Raw genomic sequence first — 16,673 nt, forward strand, 5'->3', positions numbered from 1 at the left:
CCTTATCCTTGAGTTGTGCCGGTTTACACCGGCACGCCGCTGTGGAAGCGAAACTCGTTGTCCGGTGTCGAGATAAGTGTGGCTTCAATTTCGCCAAAATGCTGTATGCGCGGTGAGATATCGTCGTCGCTCACCTGCTGTGCCAGCGTCAGGTAGTCCTGATAGTGGCGCGCTTCCGAGCGCAGCAGCGAGAGATAGAACTTCTGCAGGTCGTCGTCGAGGAACGGGGCCAGCGCGGCGAAGCGTTCGCAGGAGCGGGCTTCGATGTAGGCGCCGCAGATGAGCTTGTCGATCAGCGTCAGCGGTTCGTGGGTGCGCACTTCCTTCAGCATCCCTTTGGCGTAGCGGCTGGCGGTGATTTTGACGTACGGAATGTCGCGGGCCAGCATCGCCTCGCGCACCTGCCAGAAGTGGTGCAACTCCTCTTTAATCAGCAGCACCATGCTGTCGATGAGCGCCTGGCCCCACGGGTCGTCGGTTTTGGGCATCACGCTTTTACCAATCTGCCTGTGCAGGGCGATGAAGTCCGGCTCCGGGCCGTAGCGGAAGGTGAACAGTTCGTAGGGCTTGAGCCAGTCGAGCAGCGCGTCGGCACCGCTTTCGTCGGCGACGTATTTACGCACCAGCAGCAGCGCGGTCTGGGCGGCCTTGAGTTCGCACACCATGTGGTCGGTGAGCAGCAGCGGCAGGTTCGCCGGGTCGCGGGCTTTATCAATCCATGCTTGCGGGGTCGGGCACTGGAGGAAGTTGAGTACGGGGGCGAGTATCTGCGGGTAATCCATGGTTCTGCCTTGAAAAAGCGGTGGCGTGCGCCACCGCCTGAAACGCTTAGTGACGCACGCCGTCGTCGTCTTCGTCGACGTAATCTTCGTCGTCGCCTTCTTCGCCGTCTTCACCGTTCGGATCTTCGAAGTAGGTTCCCCAGCCGTCGTATTCCACTTCAAACTTTTCGGCCAGGTTCATCAGCTGTTCTACCTGCGCGTCGATAAGCTCCGCCTTCAGCGCGCCTTCGCTCAGGATGTCGCAGCAGATGACGGTGTCGCCCTCTTCCACTTCCAGCTCTTCCGGCTCGGTCACTTCGTAACCCAGCTTGAAGGCTTCCACGGCCAGTTTTTCCAGCGCGTCGAAATCATCCGCAGAGAAATGGTGCTCGATGGTGTACAGCGCGTCCGGATCGCTACCGTCTTCCAGCAGTTCTTCAATAATCAGACGCGTCTCTTCGCGTTGCTCTTCCAGGTGTTCCGGGTTTGCCATGGCTCAATCCTCTTTAAAGTGCGGCAGATACTTCTATTTTCACACACGGACGGGTTTGCCTCCACCTTTGTAAGAAAGAATTGTGAAACGGGGTTGCAAATGAATAATTACACATATAAAGTGAATTTTAATTCAATAAGTGGCGTTCGCCATGCGAGGATAAAATGTCCGATTTATACAAAAAACACTTTCTGAAACTGCTCGACTTTACCCCTGCACAGTTCACTTCTCTGCTGACCCTTGCCGCACAGCTCAAAGCCGATAAAAAAAATGGCAAGGAAGTACAAAAGCTTACCGGTAAAAACATCGCGCTCATCTTCGAAAAAGACTCGACCCGTACACGTTGCTCTTTCGAAGTTGCCGCATTTGACCAGGGCGCGCGCGTCACCTATTTAGGGCCGAGCGGCAGCCAGATTGGGCATAAAGAGTCAATTAAAGACACCGCACGGGTGCTCGGGCGGATGTATGACGGCATTCAGTATCGCGGCCACGGCCAGGAAGTGGTCGAGACGCTGGCGCAGTACGCGGGCGTGCCGGTGTGGAACGGGCTGACCAACGAGTTCCACCCGACGCAGCTGCTGGCGGACCTGCTGACCATGCAGGAGCACCTGCCGGGCAAGGCGTTTAACGAGATGACGCTGGTCTACGCGGGCGACGCGCGCAACAACATGGGCAACTCGATGCTGGAAGCGGCGGCGCTGACCGGGCTGGATCTGCGCCTGGTGGCCCCGAAAGCCTGCTGGCCGGAAGAGAGCCTGGTGGCGGAGTGCAGCGCGCTGGCGGAGAAGCATGGCGGGAAGATCACGCTGACGGAAGACGTGGCGGCGGGCGTGAAGGGCGCGGACTTTATCTATACCGACGTCTGGGTGTCGATGGGCGAAGCCAAAGAGAAGTGGGCGGAGCGGATTGCGCTGCTGCGCGGGTATCAGGTGAACGCGAATATGATGGCGCTGACCGGCAACCCGAACGTGAAGTTCCTGCACTGTCTGCCGGCGTTCCATGACGACCAGACCACGCTCGGCAAGCAGATGGCGAAAGAGTTCGATCTGCACGGCGGAATGGAAGTGACGGACGAGGTGTTTGAGTCAGCGGCGAGCATCGTGTTCGACCAGGCGGAAAACCGGATGCATACGATTAAGGCGGTGATGGTGGCGACGCTTGGGGAATAATCCCCTCTCCCACTTTGAGATGGTGATTATCTGCTGAATTATTTTTCAGCAGATAATCATTTCCAGTTTACGCGCAGAAAAAATCATTTTACTGACGCTTCCTCAGATAAGCATCAACCATAATATGTATTTATGATATTATTAACCATTATTTATCAGATAGATGATGGTTAATATTAGATCATTATCAATTACAAAATATTGTATATATTCGGTGTAATGTTTCCTTATTACTACGTTCCGTTAATAAGGATTATTTTATGTCATGGAATAAGCATGAAGCTGTGTCTTATGCCCGCAGCCACGCACATCATAACAGCACGGGTTACTGCGCCCGCGCCGTTGCGGCAGCTATTCGCGCCGGAGGATTGAAAATTGATGGTGCTGATGCAAAAAACTTCTGGCGCTCTCTTGAGAAGGCAGGATTCAGCAAGGTGTATGGCACCCCCATTGAGGGTGATGTCGCAGTCATTGACGCATTACCAGGTGCGCATCAAAACGGGCATGCATGTATCTACGACGGATCGGGTACCTGGTATTCAGATTTTAAACAGAACAGCCTTTATCCCGGCCAGACATATCGGAAGATACAGCCAAAAATCACCATTTACAGGCACTACTGATATGAAAAATATCTTACTACTTCTCTTCATATTTTCTTCCTCTGCAATGGCCGACCATTCTGATCCGATTGAGCGGGCGACAGAATTCAACAAATGGTACGTTAATCAAATCAACAAAGATGCATTTCCCATTACTGATGGCAACGAAATAGATAAATATGTCACAGCATCAACAATGAAAAAACTCCGACGCACTCAGGATCCTCGCTATGCAGACGAAGAGTTTTACGAGGCTGATATATTTTTAAAAGCGCAATACGTCGGCGATGACTGGCCCCAGAATGTTACAGCCATAGCGGGGGATACCGATCCAGTTTGTGTCAACGTATACATTGCATTTGGTAAAAAGCAGGACCACGTAGTCATAGATTGCATGGTTAAAGAAGACAACTTATGGAAGGTGCAGTCGGTTTCTGCTGTTGAATTTTCAAGAAACCTGACTATACCGAACTGAGCCAAACAACGTACTGACAATGATATTGAATCGGTGCGCTCTTCTTGCCGGGTGTCGCTTCGCTTACCCGGCCTACAAAACCCGTAGGCCCGTGCAAGCGAAGCGCCGCCGGGCAAACCGGCTCCATTTCATTGATTTTTCCCCCCGAAAAAGGTACGTTTTCGCCTTAATTCCAGCGTGGACATACCAGCATTATGCCGATTATTCAGTCTGTTGAACGTGCGTTGCAGATCCTCGACCTGTTCAACGAGCAGGCCACCGAGCTTAAGATCACCGACATCAGCAAACTGATGGGGCTAAGCAAGAGTACCCTCCACTCGCTGCTGAAAACCCTGCAGCTTCACGGCTATATCGATCAGAACCCGGAGAACGGCAAATATCGCCTCGGCATGAAGCTGGTCGAGCGTGGTCATTTTGTCGTGGGCTCCATCGATATTCGTCAGAAGGCGAAAGGCTGGCTGATGGAGCTGTCCCGGCGGACCGGGCAGACCACCCATCTGGGGATCCTGGATGGGCGTGAAGGGGTCTATATCGAGAAGATTGAAGGCAAGCTGGCCGCCATCGCCTATTCGCGCATCGGCCGCCGCCTGCCGGTTCACGCCACCGCTATCGGCAAGGTGTTGATTGCCTGGCTGGGCGAACCCGAGCTGAACGCCCTGCTGGAGGGCTATCAGTACACCACCTTTACGCCCGCCACCCTCGCGTCTCGCGAAGCCTTAATGAGCGCCCTGGCGCAGACCCGTGAGCAGGGCTACGCCCTGGACAGCGAAGAGAACGAGCAGGGCGTGCGCTGCGTGGCGGTGCCGGTGTGGAACCACGAGTCCCGCGTCATTGCCGCCCTGAGCCTGTCGACGCTGACCTCCCGCGTGGACGACGCTGAGCTGGCTAATTTCCGCGAGCAGCTTCAGCAGGCCGGGCTCGAGCTCTCACGCGCGCTGGGCTATGCCGGCTCGTAGGTGAAGTAGTCGAAGTCTGCGTGGCAGCCGTCGCCGCTGATGTCCTCGCAATGCAGCCCCACAAACGCGCCGGTGAAGAAGCCGCGCCCGCCGATGTAGTCGTCCGACAGCTTCCACGCCTCATACGTCACCGGCACGGCGTGCCACGTCTCGCCGTCGAACGAGTAGCTGTAGCGGTAAACCAGCGTATCCACATCCACGCGCAGCCAGACGCTCTCCGCGCTCTCCGGCACCGGAATCGGCTGCTCGTGCAGCGGCCATGACGGCACATTATGGTCGAGCTGGATCACCTTGATCGTTCTGCCCTGCCCCTCCTCGTAGTCCACAAAGCAGTAGCTCCAGTTTTTGCTGTTGTAGTAGCAGGTCAGCCCCGCGCTCTGCTGGAAGTGGACCGGCGAAAACTGCATCCGCGTCTCGGCCCGGAAGGCGAAGTGCTGCCAGCGGCGCGCCACGGTCGATTGGGTAAAGGTCGAGTTGAGCGAGTCGTTGCCGTAGAGCCGTAAATAGCCGGGCCGCGCGGTGAGCGAGCCGAGGGTGTCGTCGAACGGAATGCGCAGGGTCTGCAGCTCCGGGTCAAGCGAACTGGCGTCGAAATCGTCCCGCCAGCTGCTCTGAACGGCAGCGGGCTGCTCGGCCACCTGCGGGCCTTTCACGGTCATCTGCGCGTGCTTGCCGCCTTCCACGTACGGCCAGCCGTCGCGCCATTCAATGCGGGCGATGCCGGTCTCGCGCCCCAGCGGGCAGTAGCCGCGCCCGCCGGAGGCCAGCAGCGGCACGCCGGGCAGGCGCTGCGGGCGGCTGGTGAGGTAGGCCATGTACCACTCTCCGGTATGCGTCTGCAGCAGCGAGCCGTGGCCGCTCTTCTGCAGCGGGTTCTCCGGCAGGTGCCAGCTGGTCATCATCGTCACGTCCGGGTGCAGCTCGTACGGCCCGTCGATATTTTTGGAACGCAGCACCACGACGGCGTGCTCGTAGCTGGTGCCGCCCTCGGCGACCATCAGGTAGTACCATCCCGCGTGGCGGTACAGGTGCGCGCCTTCGGTGTAGCAGAGCGGCGTGCCGGTAAACAGCGTTTTGCGCTCGGGCGAGAGCGTGCCGGTCTGCGGGTCAAACGCCTGCATCACGATGGTGTTGTGCGGGTTGCTGTGGTGGCGCGGCCCCCACGGGCGGTAGATATAGTATTTGCGGCCATCGTCGTCGTGAAACAGGGACGGGTCAAATCCGCCGTTGCCCATCGGGATCGGCTCGCTCCACGGCCCCTCGATGGAGGGCGCGGTAACAAGAAAGTTGCGGCCGTTTTTCCACGGCGAGTCGACAATCTTCACGTCGGTGTAGAGCAGCCAGAATTTACCGTCGGCGTAGCTCAGGCACGGCGCCCAGATGCCGCCGGAGTCCGGGTTGCCCTTCATGTCCAGCATCGACACGCGGTCCAGCGGCGTGCTGACCAACGACCAGTTTTTCAGGTCGCGGGAGTGGTAGATACGCACGCCCGGGAACCACTCGAAGGTCGAGGTGGCGATGTAGTAGTCCTCGCCCTGGCGGCACAGGGACGGGTCCGGGTTAAAGCCGGTGAGTATCGGGTTAGTGATTTGCATAGTGCCTCCGGTTAATGGGATGCGGCTGTCGCGGCGTCGGGAACGGCCTCGCCCTGCGCCGCGCGGTGCTTAATCAGTTGCTGGCTGATGGCCTCCACGCGGGCATCGGTGAGCCTGTAGAACGACAGCATGATGAACATGCCCGCGTAGAGCACCACCGGCACCACGCAGAACAGAATTTTGATGGTGGTGAGCACCTCGACCGGCTGCACGCTGCTGCTGGCGGAGTAGTTCACGTACGCGAGGATCCAGCCCACCACCGCCCCGCCAATCGCCAGGCCAATCTTCAGGCTGAACAGGTAGGTGGAGAACACCAGCCCGTCGAGGCGTCGCCCGCTGCGGCTCTCTTCGTAATCCACCACGTCAGAGGCCATCAGCCACTGCAGCGGCGTGGTGGTGTTAAAGACGAACAGGAACAGGATGTTGAGGGCAAAAATGAGCGCGATATGCTCCGCCGGGGTGACGAAAATCAGCAGGCTGATCAGCGAGTAGGCGACGATGATCCACTTGAAGGCGGTAACGCGGTCGAAGCGGCCCAGCAGGCGGGAGGAGCAGAGCGAGCCGAACATGGTGGCGAGGCTGCCGTAGAGTAAGAACTGGGTCGCCATCTCTGGGTGATCCATCACGTATTTCACGAAGTAGAGCGTCGCCCCGCCGCGCACCACGTTGGAACAGGTCGCCATCATCTTGAACGCGCACATGATGCGCCACTGGCCGTTGCCCAGCAGCAGCTTAAGGTCTTTCGCCACCGACGAGCCCGGCTGCACCTCAAAGGTGTAGCGCTCTTTGGTAGTGAAGAAGCAGACGTAGAGCAGCACCACGCCGCTCAGCCCGAGCACGCACATGGCGCCAAAATAGCCCACCTGCTCGTCCCCTTTGCCGATGATGCTCACCAGCGGCAGCGCGATGCCGCTGATGGCGAGCGAGCCCGCCGCCGCCAGGAAGAAGCGCCAGGACTGCAGGGCGTGACGCTCTTTCGGGTCGGCGGTGATGACGCCCGGCATGGCGCAGTACGGCACGTTAACGAAGGTGTAGACCAGGGTCAGGAGAATGTAGGTCACGCAGGCGTAGATGATCTTGCCCTGCGCGGAGAAGTCCGGCGTGTAGAAGGTCAGCACGCAGACGATGCCGAACGGGATGGCCCCCCACAGCAGGAACGGGCGGAACTGGCCGTGCCGCGTGCGGGTGCGGTCTACCAGCAGCCCCATCAGCGGGTCGGTGACGGCGTCGAGCACGCGGGAGACCAAAAACAGCGTGCCCATAATCCCCGCCGACAGGCCGAAGACGTCGGTGTAGAAATAGGCCAGCAGGAACATCGTGGCCTGCCAGACGAAGCCGCAGGCGGTGTCACCCAGCCCGTAGCCAATTTTGTCTTTCATGGTTAATTGCGTCATCAGAATTACACCCTTATGTAGTGTGCTGAATTACAACATCGTGTTAATGGAGTGTAATGAGCTGTTCAATTAACCAGCAATGGTCATATCTTATTTCTTAATTACGTTATTTTGCTTTTGTGACGCCGACGATATATCTCAACTTATTGTTTATATTATTAAATAACAGAAATGACAAAGCCGTCCGCGGAATATTTCCCGCAGACGGTTTTATCTCTGAAAATAATTAAATGCCGAGCGCTTTTTTACCGGCGTTAATTACCTCAATGATTTTATCGGTGTCATAAATACAGCCTTTCCAGGTACCGCCGCTCACCGACTGCAGTGCCGCCCACAGCCGGGTGTCGTCCGGCAAAAAGTCGTGGGCGTGCAGGTCCGGGTGCGTCTGCCGCCGCGCCAGCTCGCGCGCGCCCTCCTCCGGCGTCAGCGGGTTATCCGCCGTGCCGATAAAGTTCACGCTGCCTGTTAACGTCAGGCGGTCGACGGCAATCTCGATGATGTCGTTATCGCGCAGCTTGCCAATCGGCCCGCCCGCCAGCGCCTCCGGCGACACGTGGCCGAAGCAGGCGCCCGTCGACACGCCCGAGAAACGCGCATCGGTGATGAGCGACACCGTCTTGCCCCACGAAATATGCTTCAGTGCGGAGGTGAGCTGGTAGGTCTCTTCCATGCCGGTGCCGGACGGCCCGCCGCCGATCACCACCATAATATCGCCCTGCTCAATCTCTTCCCGCTTGATCGCCTTGATCGCCTGCGCTTCCGAGACAAACACCCGCGCCCGGCCGGTGTGACGGTATACGCCATCTTCACCCACCACCGACGGGTCAATCGCCGTGGCCTTGATCACCGAACCTTCCGGCGCGATGTTGCCCGTCGGGAAGCAGACCGTCGAGGTCAGCCCTTTCGCTTTTGCCTTCTCCGGCGGCAGGATCACGTCATCCGGATCCACGCCGTCCTGCTCGCGCAGGCACTGGCGGAAGCGCGCCCGGCGCTCGGACCCCTGCCACCAGTCGAGGTTCTCGCCCACCGTCTGGCCGGTCACGGTCATGGCGTCCAGATGCAGCAGGCCGAGGTCGCGCAGGTGGAGCATCACCTCCGGCACACCGCCCGCGAGGAACGCGCGCACGGTCGGGTGATAGTCCGGGCCGTTGGGCAGCACGCTGACCAGACGCGGCACTTTACGGTTGACGCGCGTCCAGTGCTCAACGTCCGGGATCGTGCAGCCCGCCGCGTGGGCGATGGCCGGAATGTGCAGCAGCAAATTGGTGGAGCCGCCGAACGCCGCGTGGATCACCATCGCGTTTTCGATGGCTTTGTCGGTGAGGATAGCGCGCGTGGTGATGCCGCGGTTATCCAGCTCGCTGACCGCGCGCGCCGACTGGCGGGCGATCTCCAGCCACACCGCCTGCCCGGACGGGGCCAGCGCGGAGTGCGGCAGCGCCAGGCCCAGCGCTTCCGCGACCACCTGAGAGGTGCCCGCCGTGCCGAGAAACTGACACCCGCCGCCCGGCGACGCGCAGGCGCGACAGCCCAGCTCGGCGGCCTCCTGCAGGGAGAGTTCGTGGTTGGCAAAGCGTGCGCCGATGGTCTGGACCTTGCCCGCGTCTTCCCCGACGGTCGGCGGCAACGTCGCCCCGCCCGGCACCAGAATAGTCGGCAGGTCGTGCATTGCGGCCAGCGCAATCATGGTAGCGGGCAGCCCTTTATCGCAGGTTGCCACGCCGATCACCGCCCGGCGCGTCGGCAGGGAGCGGATCAGGCGGCGAAAGACGATCGCCGCGTCGTTGCGGTACGGCAGGGAATCAAACATGCCGTGCGTGCCCTGCGAGCGCCCGTCGCACGGATCGCTGACGAAGGCCGCAAACGGGATCCCGCCGTTGCGGGTAATCTCCTTCGCCGCCGCCTGCATCTGCATGCCGATCTCCCAGTGCCCGGTGTGGTAGCCCAGCGCAACCGGGCGTCCGTCTCCGGCGCGGATGCCGCCCTGGGTGCCGATAATCAGCACCTCTTTGCCAGTGAGCTTGTTAGCGTCCCAGCCCATCCCAGCGTTCTGCGTCATGCCGAACAGGTTGCCGCTGGGGGATTCCATCAGCATCTGCGGGGTCAGCGGCAGCGCGCCCTGCGGCCCCGCCGCGTGGGTGATCACCGCATAAAACGCGTCGTCCTGCGGGGTGAAAATTTTCTCAATGGTCATCGTTATCGTCCGGCTCAGCAAAGCTTGAGCTGTTGCAGCAGGGTTTTCAGCTGCGCCCTGCGCGGCTCGTCCAGCGGCGAGGCGGGCGGCAGCACGTGCGTGGAGACAGGGCGACCACAGAGCACGATCGCCTCTTTAATCACGTTCACAAACGGCGTATCTAGCTGATACATCTGCGGTATTTGCAGCAGGGTCTGATGATACTCAGCCGCTTTCGCCACGTCTTTATCCCGCCAGGCTTTCAGAAGATTCACCGACACCTGCGGGGCAAAGTTGCCGCTGGCCGAGATCGCCCCGTCGCCGCCGAGCAGCAGGGTATTAAACAGATGATCGTCGTAGCCGCACAGCACGGTGAAGTGCGGATGGGCGGCTTTGACGGTGTGGATCATGCTGCGCAGATGGGCCACGGAGTCGATGGTGTCTTTGATGCCGACGATGTTGCTGCGCGAGTCGGCCAGGGTTTTCACCAGCGCCGGGGTCAGATCCTGCCCGGTCAGCGCCGGGAAGTTGTAGAGCATCACCGGCAGCGTGACGCTGTCGGCCACCTGCTCGAAGTAGCGGATCAGGTTCGCTTCCGACACTTTCCAGTAGTAGGGGTTGATCACCACGATGCCGTCCGCGCCCGCCTGCTGCGCGTGCTGGCTGAGTTCGATGGTTTCCCGGGCGTTAGTGCCGCCGGTGCCGATCAGCACCGGCACGCGACGATCGACATGATCGATAGCAAAGCGCGCAATGGTTTTACGCTCTTCGGCGCTGAGCTGGGAGAACTCGCCGCCGCTGCCCAGGAAGAACAGGCCGTCAACGCCTGCCTTGATCAGATCGTCGATCAGCGCGGCGGTGCCTGACTTATCTAGCTGGCCGTCGGCGGTAAAGATGGTGGAGACAGGGGGAATGATCCCCGTGAACAACGCGGACTGCGGCATGAGATCTCCTTGCTGAATCATTTTGTTCTACATTATAGAACAGCGTTCATTAATTTAACGATCATACTATGACGCAGAAAAAGGAGAGGTAAATGGGAAGGGAAGAGGGAGTGCGGGAAATTTAAGCTGGATCACATATTGCCCCTCACCCCGGCCCTCTCCCCAAAGGGGCGAGGGGGAAAAGATGGCTCGGTGCAGTTCCCTCTCCCCTTTGGGGAGAGGGTTAGGGTGAGGGGTAAGGGGTAAGGGGTAAGGGTTACTCTACCAGCATCTTCACCACAACCTTGCGCACCTTAGCAGGCGCCCCAACCGCGCACAGCGGCTTATGCACTTCACCCGGCCAGAACACCACAAAATCCCCTTCGCTCAGCACCACGGTTTTCTCCTGCTCGCCTTCCGGCAGAAACGCGATGTCTTTGTCCGCCAGCCAGTCGGTGTCCGGCGTGCCGTGCGGCAGGGTGCTGAAGGTCATCCCTTCCTGGCCCTTCATCACGATCTGGATATCCAGATAGCGCGCGTGGTACTCGGCGCGGCGCTCGGCGAACGGCTGGGTCATGTCTTCCGAGACCAGATAAAACAGGCTGTTACCGTTGATGTCGTGTTTCCCGAGCGGCGTGGCGTCGGTGACGTGGGCTTTAACGTGCTCAATCGCCTGGCGCAACTCGTCAGGCAGCCAGGACTGCAAATGGTGGATATTGCCGATAATCATGTTTCAACCCTCAATATAAAACAATGTTTCATTTTTATCTTTTATACGAGAATCCCGGCTGCCATACCAGCCCTTTTTGGACGAGGTTTGCGCGAGCGCATGTTTATCGGGAAAGGTGTTAATTTGCTGTTAACCCTGCCCAGGCATTTATGCAGGGGTTATGCATAACCTCGATCCGCGCTTATCGCGCGGCTGTTCTAACCTCTTGATCATACTCTCTATTTAACAAAACCCGTTGCCGCCTCACACTTTACTGTTTTGATAATTTGTTCTAAAAATCCATAATTATTTATTGATTTTTCTTAAGTCAAAAATAGTTAATTACGTTAATTGCATAGCCATTCTTGAACATGATTTTTATCATTTAAATTCAGCCATATAACAAATTATTTCAAAAGATTAAAATCTACAAAATAATAACAACCTCAAATAATGCCACCGAATCCTGCTTAGCTATTCACCCTTCAATAATATGAAATTAATCATTATCTGATGCGAATCATGCAAATGAAAACAAACCCCTTAATATCCGTTTTCGCGTGAGCAACATCACAATACGGATTATTTAACTGCCTAGTATGAATCACGAAATCAATTGAGCTTAGCCGCCATGCAATTAAATACATCACATGGCGCATGCCCTTTTTATTCTGAAAAACAGTTAAAGGAATAATTATGGAAAAGCATTACGTCGGTTCTGAAATTGGTCAATTGCGTAGCGTTATGCTGCACCGCCCAAATTTAAGTCTGAAACGTTTAACGCCATCGAATTGTCAGGAGCTGCTTTTCGATGACGTGCTCTCGGTTGAGCGGGCGGGTGAGGAGCATGACATCTTCGCAAACACGCTGCGCGAGCAGGGTGTGGAAGTCCTGCTGTTGACCGACCTCCTGACACAAACCCTTGATATTGCAGAAGCGAAAGCCTGGCTGCTGGATACGCAAATCTCTGATTACCGCCTCGGCCCAACCTTTGCTGGCGACGTCCGCGGCTGGCTGGCGGATATGCCGCACCGCGAACTGGCGCGCAGGCTGAGCGGCGGATTAACCTACGGCGAAATTCCGGCGGCCATTAAAAATATGGTGGTGGATACCCACACGGCGAATGATTTTATTATGAAGCCGCTGCCGAACCATTTATTTACCCGCGATACCTCGTGCTGGATTTATAACGGCGTCTCTATTAACCCCATGGCCAAACCGGCCCGTCAGCGTGAAACCAATAACCTGCGGGCAATATATCGCTGGCACCCGGCGTTTGCCGACGGCGATTTTATTAAGTATTTCGGCGACGAGAATATTAATTACGACCACGCCACCTTAGAAGGCGGCGACGTATTAGTGATTGGCCGCGGGGCGGTACTGATCGGCATGTCCGAGCGCACGACGCCGCAGGGCGTGGAGTTCCTCGCCAACAGCCTGTTCAAACACCGCCAGGCCGAGCGCGTGATCGCCGTTGAGCTGCCGAAACACCGCTCCTGCATGCACCTCGACACCGTCATGACCCACATCGACGTGGACACCTTCTCCGTCTACCCGGAGGTGGTGCGCAAGGACGCCCAGTGCTGGACGCTCACCCCGGACGGACGCGGCGGCCTGCTGCGCACCCAGGAAACCGACCTGCTGCACGCCATCGAGAAAGCGCTCGGCATAAACCAGGTGCGCCTGATCACCACCGGCGGCGACGCCTTTGAAGCCGAACGCGAGCAGTGGAACGACGCCAACAACGTGCTGACCCTCCGCCCGGGCGTGGTGATTGGCTACGAGCGCAACGTCTGGACCAACGAGAAGTACGACAAAGCGGGCATCACCGTGCTGCCCATCCCTGGTGACGAACTTGGACGCGGCCGCGGCGGCGCGCGCTGCATGAGCTGCCCGCTGGAACGCGACGGAATTTAAAGGAGCCATCATGGAACGAAAACCCACTCTGGTTGTGGCCCTGGGCGGCAACGCGCTGCTCAAGCGCGGCGAGCCGCTGGAAGCGGAGATCCAGCGTCACAACATCGAGCAGGCCGCCCGCACCATCGCCGGGCTGACGGAACAGTGGCGCGTTGTGCTGGTGCACGGCAACGGGCCGCAGGTCGGGCTGCTGGCGCTGCAGAACAGCGCCTATGACAAAGTCACACCCTACCCGCTGGACGTTCTCGGTGCCGAAAGCCAGGGAATGATCGGCTACATGCTTCAGCAGGCGCTGAAAAACAATCTGCCGCAGCGGGAGGTGAGCGTTCTGCTCACGCAGGTAGAAGTGGACGCCGCCGACCCGGCCTTCCGCAACCCGACCAAGTACATCGGCCCGGTTTACAGCGAAGCCCAGGCGAAAGCGCTGGCAGCGGAAAAAGGCTGGGTGTTCAAGGCCGACGGGAAGTACTTCCGCCGCGTGGTGCCGTCGCCGCAGCCGAAGCGCATCGTCGAGAGCGACGCCATCACGGCGCTGATTCAGCGCGACCACCTGGTGATCTGCAACGGCGGCGGCGGCGTGCCGGTGGTGGAGAACGCCAACGGCTATCGCGGGATTGAGGCGGTGATCGACAAAGACCTCTCCGCCGCCCTGCTGGCGAGGCAAATCGAGGCTGACGCCCTGCTGATTTTGACCGATGCCGACGCGGTGTACCTCGACTGGGGCAAGCCGACCCAGCGCCCGCTGGCGCAGGTCACGCCGGAGCTGCTCAGAGGCATGCAGTTCGACGCCGGATCAATGGGGCCGAAAGTGGCCGCCTGCCGCGAGTTTGTTGAAGCCTGCAACGGCATTGCCGGGATCGGCGCGCTGGCCGACGGCGCGGAGATCCTCGCGGGCGAGAAAGGCACGTTGATTCGTAATTGAGCACACTCTCCCCTCACCCCAACCCTCTCCCCAAAGGGGAGAGGGGACGATTACACCCTCTCCCCTTTGGGGAGAGGGTTGGGGTGAGGGGTAAGGTTTTAGACACTAATTTTAAAAAGGATTTACCCATGACCATCAACCTGAAAAACCGCAACTTCCTGAAACTACTGGACTACACCCCGGCGGAGATCGAGTACCTGATCGACCTCGCCATCGAGCTGAAGGCCGCCAAAAAAGCCGGGCGCGAAAAGCAAACCCTGGTCGGGAAAAACATCGCCCTGATCTTTGAAAAAACCTCCACCCGCACCCGCTGCGCCTTTGAAGTGGGCGCGTTTGACCAGGGCGCGCAGGTCACCTACCTCGGCCCAAGCGGATCGCAGATCGGCCATAAAGAGTCGATGAAAGACACCGCCCGCGTGCTGGGCCGCATGTATGACGGCATCGAATACCGCGGCTACGGTCAGGCCATCGTTGAAGAGCTGGGCGAGTACGCGGGCGTGCCGGTGTGGAACGGTCTGACCGACGAGTTCCACCCGACGCAAATCCTCGCCGACCTGATGACCATGCTGGAGCACGCGCCGGGCAAAACCCTGCCGGAGCTGAGCTTTGCCTACCTCGGGGATGCGCGTAACAACATGGGCAACTCGCTGATGGTCGGTGCGGCCAAGATGGGCATGGATATCCGCCTCGTCGCGCCGAAATCCTTCTGGCCGGAAGCCGGGCTGGTTGAGCAGTGCCGCGCCATCGCCAAAGAGACGGGCGCGCGCATCACCCTCACCGACGACGTGGAAGAAGGCGTGCGGGGCACCGATTTCCTCTACACCGACGTGTGGGTCTCCATGGGCGAGCCGAAGGAGGCCTGGGCCGAGCGCGTCAGCCTGATGAAGCCATATCAGATTAACGCGCAGGTGATGAAGGCCACCGGCAACCCGAACGTCAAGTTTATGCACTGCCTGCCGGCGTTCCACAACGAGCACACCAAAGTGGGCCGCGAGATCGAGATGGCGTACGGCCTGAAGGGGCTGGAGGTGACGGAAGAGGTCTTCGAATCACCGAACTCCATCGTCTTCGACGAAGCAGAGAACCGCATGCACACCATTAAAGCGGTCATGGTGGCGACACTCGGCGACTAATCACCGCCCGGCGCGCCATGGGGTGCGCCGGGTTTAAGGAGCACATCATGGGCAAGTTTAAGTTTCCCTCCGCTTACACCATTCTCTTTTTTCTGATTGCCGTTGTGGCGGCGCTGAGCTGGGTCGTTCCCGCCGGTCAGTACCAGATGGCGATGAACGAGACCCTCGGTAAAGAAGTCCCGATTGCCGGAACGTACGCCCACGTGGCGGCGCATCCGCAGGGGCTGGTTTCCGTCCTGATGGCGCCCATCGCCGGGCTGTACGATCCGGTCTCCGGCCAGGCCGGGGCGATCGACGTGGCGCTGTTTATCCTGATCATCGGGGGATTTCTCGGGATCGTCACCAAAACCGGGGCGATTGACGCCGGGATCGAGCGCGTCACCACCCGGCTGCGCGGCCGCGAGGAGTGGATGATCCCGATCCTGATGGCGCTGTTTGCCGCAGGCGGCACGATTTACGGCATGGCCGAAGAGTCGCTGCCGTTCTACACCCTGCTGGTGCCGGTGATGCTGGCCGCGCGGTTCGATCCGGTTGTTGCCGCCTCCACGGTGCTGCTCGGGGCGGGGATCGGCACGCTCGGCTCCACCATCAACCCGTTCGCCACGGTGATCGCCGCCAACGCCGCCGGGATCCCCTTCACCAACGGCATCGCCCTGCGCGTGGCGCTGCTGGTCATCGGCTGGATCATCTGCGTGGCGTGGGTGATGCGCTACGCCCGTAAGGTGCGCCAGGATCCGTCGCTGTCGATCGTCGCGGATAAGCAGGAAGAGAACCGCGCCCATTTCCTCGGCGACAAGGGCGAACAGTCGCTGGAATTTACCCCGGTGCGCAAAATCATCCTGGTGATTTTCGCCCTCGCCTTCGCGGTGATGATCTACGGCGTGGCGGTGCTGGGCTGGTGGATGGCGGAGATCTCGGCGGTGTTTCTCGCCAGCGCGATTATCGTCGGCCTGATTGCCCGCATGAGCGAAGAGGAGCTGACGTCGACGTTTATCAACGGCGCGCGAGATTTGCTGGGCGTCGCGCTGATTATCGGCATCGCGCGCGGTATCGTAGTCATCATGGATAAGGGCATGATTACCCACACCATTTTGCACAGCGCCGAGGGAATGGTTACCGGGTTGTCGACGGTGGCGTTCATCAACGTGATGTACTGGCTCGAAGTGGTGCTGTCGTTTCTTGTGCCTTCTTCGTCCGGCCTGGCCGTTCTGACGATGCCGATCATGGCGCCTCTTGCCGATTTCGCTAACGTCAACCGCGACCTGGTGGTCACGGCTTACCAGTCAGCGTCCGGCATCGTTAACCTGGTCACTCCCACCTCTGCCGTCGTGATGGGCGGGCTGGCTATCGCCCGCGTGCCCTACGTGCGTTATCTGAAATGGGTCGCGCCGCTGCTGGGGATATTAACGGTGGTGATTATGGTGGCGTTAAGCCTGGGGGCGATGTTGTGA

16 protein-coding genes are annotated in these 16,673 nt (G+C 59.1%); 9 read left to right on the forward strand and 7 right to left on the reverse strand.

Annotation, left to right across the window (positions count from 1 at the left end; all coding sequences use genetic code 11):
• Positions 1 to 23: 23 nt before the first annotated feature.
• The gene (gene miaE / locus NQ230_RS20535; protein WP_257258898.1) at positions 24 to 782 is read right to left on the reverse strand and encodes a tRNA isopentenyl-2-thiomethyl-A-37 hydroxylase MiaE; all 759 of its coding nucleotides are present in this window, start codon (positions 780 to 782) and stop codon (positions 24 to 26) included.
• 46 nt (positions 783 to 828) lie between these two features.
• Positions 829 to 1,254 (reverse strand): ribonuclease E inhibitor RraB, encoded by a 426-nt coding sequence (rraB, locus tag NQ230_RS20540; protein WP_029739283.1) that lies wholly within the window; start codon positions 1,252 to 1,254, stop codon positions 829 to 831.
• Between the two features lie 99 nt (positions 1,255 to 1,353).
• Here rraB and argL point away from each other — a divergent pair, with 99 nt between their 5' ends.
• From argL to xynR, 5 genes are all read left to right on the forward strand, one after another.
• Complete coding sequence (argL, locus tag NQ230_RS20545) at positions 1,354 to 1,449, forward strand: putative translational regulatory protein ArgL (protein WP_211180486.1); 96 nt, start codon at positions 1,354 to 1,356, stop codon at positions 1,447 to 1,449.
• Entirely contained in the window at positions 1,419 to 2,423 is a 1,005-nt protein-coding gene (gene argF / locus NQ230_RS20550) for an ornithine carbamoyltransferase (RefSeq protein ID WP_059357798.1), read from the forward strand. The genes argL and argF (NQ230_RS20550) overlap by 31 nt, the downstream gene beginning before the upstream one ends.
• A 260-nt stretch (positions 2,424 to 2,683) precedes the next feature.
• Positions 2,684 to 3,046 (forward strand): CHAP domain-containing protein, encoded by a 363-nt coding sequence (locus NQ230_RS20555; protein ID WP_257258899.1) that lies wholly within the window; start codon positions 2,684 to 2,686, stop codon positions 3,044 to 3,046.
• Between the two features lies 1 nt (position 3,047).
• Positions 3,048 to 3,500, forward strand: coding sequence for a DUF3828 domain-containing protein (locus tag NQ230_RS20560; protein ID WP_257258901.1), 453 nt, complete (start codon positions 3,048 to 3,050; stop codon positions 3,498 to 3,500).
• 194 nt (positions 3,501 to 3,694) lie between these two features.
• Positions 3,695 to 4,456: a DNA-binding transcriptional repressor XynR gene (gene xynR, locus NQ230_RS20565; RefSeq protein ID WP_257258903.1), complete on the forward strand. Its 762-nt coding sequence runs from the start codon at positions 3,695 to 3,697 to the stop codon at positions 4,454 to 4,456.
• On the opposite strand, the gene NQ230_RS20570 is transcribed toward xynR, so the two are convergent.
• From NQ230_RS20570 to NQ230_RS20590, 5 genes are all read right to left on the reverse strand, one after another.
• Complete coding sequence (locus NQ230_RS20570; protein WP_257258904.1) at positions 4,441 to 6,051, reverse strand: glycoside hydrolase family 43 protein; 1,611 nt, start codon at positions 6,049 to 6,051, stop codon at positions 4,441 to 4,443. The genes xynR and NQ230_RS20570 overlap by 16 nt on opposite strands.
• A gap of 11 nt (positions 6,052 to 6,062) precedes the next feature.
• A complete protein-coding gene (locus NQ230_RS20575; protein WP_193940795.1) occupies positions 6,063 to 7,445 on the reverse strand; it encodes an MFS transporter in 1,383 nt (460 codons plus the stop codon).
• A 226-nt stretch (positions 7,446 to 7,671) separates the two neighbouring features.
• Entirely contained in the window at positions 7,672 to 9,639 is a 1,968-nt protein-coding gene (gene yagF / locus NQ230_RS20580; protein ID WP_257258907.1) for a xylonate dehydratase YagF, read from the reverse strand.
• A gap of 14 nt (positions 9,640 to 9,653) precedes the next feature.
• Entirely contained in the window at positions 9,654 to 10,562 is a 909-nt protein-coding gene (gene yagE / locus NQ230_RS20585; protein ID WP_257258908.1) for a 2-keto-3-deoxygluconate aldolase, read from the reverse strand.
• A gap of 256 nt (positions 10,563 to 10,818) precedes the next feature.
• Positions 10,819 to 11,271 carry a YhcH/YjgK/YiaL family protein gene (locus NQ230_RS20590; RefSeq protein ID WP_257258909.1) on the reverse strand — a complete coding sequence of 151 codons (453 nt, stop codon included), beginning with the start codon at positions 11,269 to 11,271 and terminating at the stop codon, positions 10,819 to 10,821.
• A 675-nt stretch (positions 11,272 to 11,946) separates the two neighbouring features.
• Between NQ230_RS20590 and arcA the strand changes: the two genes are divergently transcribed.
• From arcA to NQ230_RS20610, 4 genes are all read left to right on the forward strand, one after another.
• Complete coding sequence (gene arcA, locus NQ230_RS20595; protein ID WP_159515416.1) at positions 11,947 to 13,167, forward strand: arginine deiminase; 1,221 nt, start codon at positions 11,947 to 11,949, stop codon at positions 13,165 to 13,167.
• A gap of 10 nt (positions 13,168 to 13,177) precedes the next feature.
• Positions 13,178 to 14,089 carry a carbamate kinase gene (locus tag NQ230_RS20600; RefSeq protein ID WP_257258912.1) on the forward strand — a complete coding sequence of 304 codons (912 nt, stop codon included), beginning with the start codon at positions 13,178 to 13,180 and terminating at the stop codon, positions 14,087 to 14,089.
• 128 nt (positions 14,090 to 14,217) lie between these two features.
• Complete coding sequence (gene argF, locus NQ230_RS20605; protein ID WP_257258914.1) at positions 14,218 to 15,222, forward strand: ornithine carbamoyltransferase; 1,005 nt, start codon at positions 14,218 to 14,220, stop codon at positions 15,220 to 15,222.
• A 47-nt stretch (positions 15,223 to 15,269) separates the two neighbouring features.
• Positions 15,270 to 16,673, forward strand: coding sequence for a YfcC family protein (locus NQ230_RS20610; RefSeq protein WP_121424897.1), 1,404 nt, complete (start codon positions 15,270 to 15,272; stop codon positions 16,671 to 16,673).

The sequence above is a fragment of the Enterobacter asburiae genome (genome assembly GCF_024599655.1).
GTDB classification, from domain to species: Bacteria; Pseudomonadota; Gammaproteobacteria; order Enterobacterales; family Enterobacteriaceae; genus Enterobacter; species Enterobacter asburiae_D.

What these genes read in the sequence shown, in the direction of transcription:
- argF (WP_059357798.1), top strand. Translation starts at nt 1,419, where the DNA reads ATGTCCGATTTATACAAAAAACACTTTCTGAAACTGCTCGACTTTACC.
- yagF (WP_257258907.1), bottom strand. Translation starts at nt 9,639, where the DNA reads ATGACCATTGAGAAAATTTTCACCCCGCAGGACGACGCGTTTTATGCG.
- argF (WP_257258914.1), top strand. Translation starts at nt 14,218, where the DNA reads ATGACCATCAACCTGAAAAACCGCAACTTCCTGAAACTACTGGACTAC.
- rraB (WP_029739283.1), bottom strand. Translation starts at nt 1,254, where the DNA reads ATGGCAAACCCGGAACACCTGGAAGAGCAACGCGAAGAGACGCGTCTG.
- NQ230_RS20575 (WP_193940795.1), bottom strand. Translation starts at nt 7,445, where the DNA reads ATGACGCAATTAACCATGAAAGACAAAATTGGCTACGGGCTGGGTGAC.
- NQ230_RS20555 (WP_257258899.1), top strand. Translation starts at nt 2,684, where the DNA reads ATGTCATGGAATAAGCATGAAGCTGTGTCTTATGCCCGCAGCCACGCA.
- NQ230_RS20600 (WP_257258912.1), top strand. Translation starts at nt 13,178, where the DNA reads ATGGAACGAAAACCCACTCTGGTTGTGGCCCTGGGCGGCAACGCGCTG.
- NQ230_RS20560 (WP_257258901.1), top strand. Translation starts at nt 3,048, where the DNA reads ATGAAAAATATCTTACTACTTCTCTTCATATTTTCTTCCTCTGCAATG.
- xynR (WP_257258903.1), top strand. Translation starts at nt 3,695, where the DNA reads ATGCCGATTATTCAGTCTGTTGAACGTGCGTTGCAGATCCTCGACCTG.
- NQ230_RS20570 (WP_257258904.1), bottom strand. Translation starts at nt 6,051, where the DNA reads ATGCAAATCACTAACCCGATACTCACCGGCTTTAACCCGGACCCGTCC.
- NQ230_RS20610 (WP_121424897.1), top strand. Translation starts at nt 15,270, where the DNA reads ATGGGCAAGTTTAAGTTTCCCTCCGCTTACACCATTCTCTTTTTTCTG.
- miaE (WP_257258898.1), bottom strand. Translation starts at nt 782, where the DNA reads ATGGATTACCCGCAGATACTCGCCCCCGTACTCAACTTCCTCCAGTGC.
- NQ230_RS20590 (WP_257258909.1), bottom strand. Translation starts at nt 11,271, where the DNA reads ATGATTATCGGCAATATCCACCATTTGCAGTCCTGGCTGCCTGACGAG.
- argL (WP_211180486.1), top strand. Translation starts at nt 1,354, where the DNA reads ATGAATAATTACACATATAAAGTGAATTTTAATTCAATAAGTGGCGTT.
- yagE (WP_257258908.1), bottom strand. Translation starts at nt 10,562, where the DNA reads ATGCCGCAGTCCGCGTTGTTCACGGGGATCATTCCCCCTGTCTCCACC.
- arcA (WP_159515416.1), top strand. Translation starts at nt 11,947, where the DNA reads ATGGAAAAGCATTACGTCGGTTCTGAAATTGGTCAATTGCGTAGCGTT.